The sequence below is a fragment of the Paenibacillus sp. GYB006 genome (assembly GCF_036577645.1).
Lineage (GTDB): Bacteria > Bacillota > Bacilli > Paenibacillales > Paenibacillaceae > Paenibacillus.
This window is the reverse complement of record NZ_JARBDA010000069.1, coordinates 1-388: the sequence shown is the minus strand read 5'-3', so window position 1 is coordinate 388 and position 388 is coordinate 1. Positions and strand designations below refer to the sequence as shown.

The 388-nt window shown below is 42.3% G+C and carries 1 rRNA gene; it reads right to left on the bottom strand.

What is annotated here, in order from left to right:
* Positions 1 to 287: 287 nt before the first annotated feature.
* Positions 288 to 388 (bottom strand): 16S ribosomal RNA (locus PV403_RS25000); the annotation flags it as partial.

Here is a 388-nt window from a genome sequence, read left to right as displayed (position 1 = left end):
TTCGCCAAAAGTCGTTCTTCATCCAAAAACCTCACTCAGCAATCTATTAATCTTCACTTGTTTAACACAAGTTCAGCTTAAAGGATATTTCTAAAATCGCAAAATTGTTTCGTTATCTAGTTTTCAAGGAACAACAACCATGTTTTCTTTGGTTCAGCACGGATGTGCCAATAAAGAATACATGTGGTTTTGAGAGATTAAACTCTCAAAACTGAACAACGAGTGAGTGTGTTGGAAGCTTAGCTTCCGATTTGAATGTTCCCATTGCAGGAAACGATTCTCCATAGAAAGGAGGTGATCCAGCCGCACCTTCCGATACGGCTACCTTGTTACGACTTCACCCCAATCATCTACCCCACCTTCGACGGCTGGCTCCTTGCGGTTACCC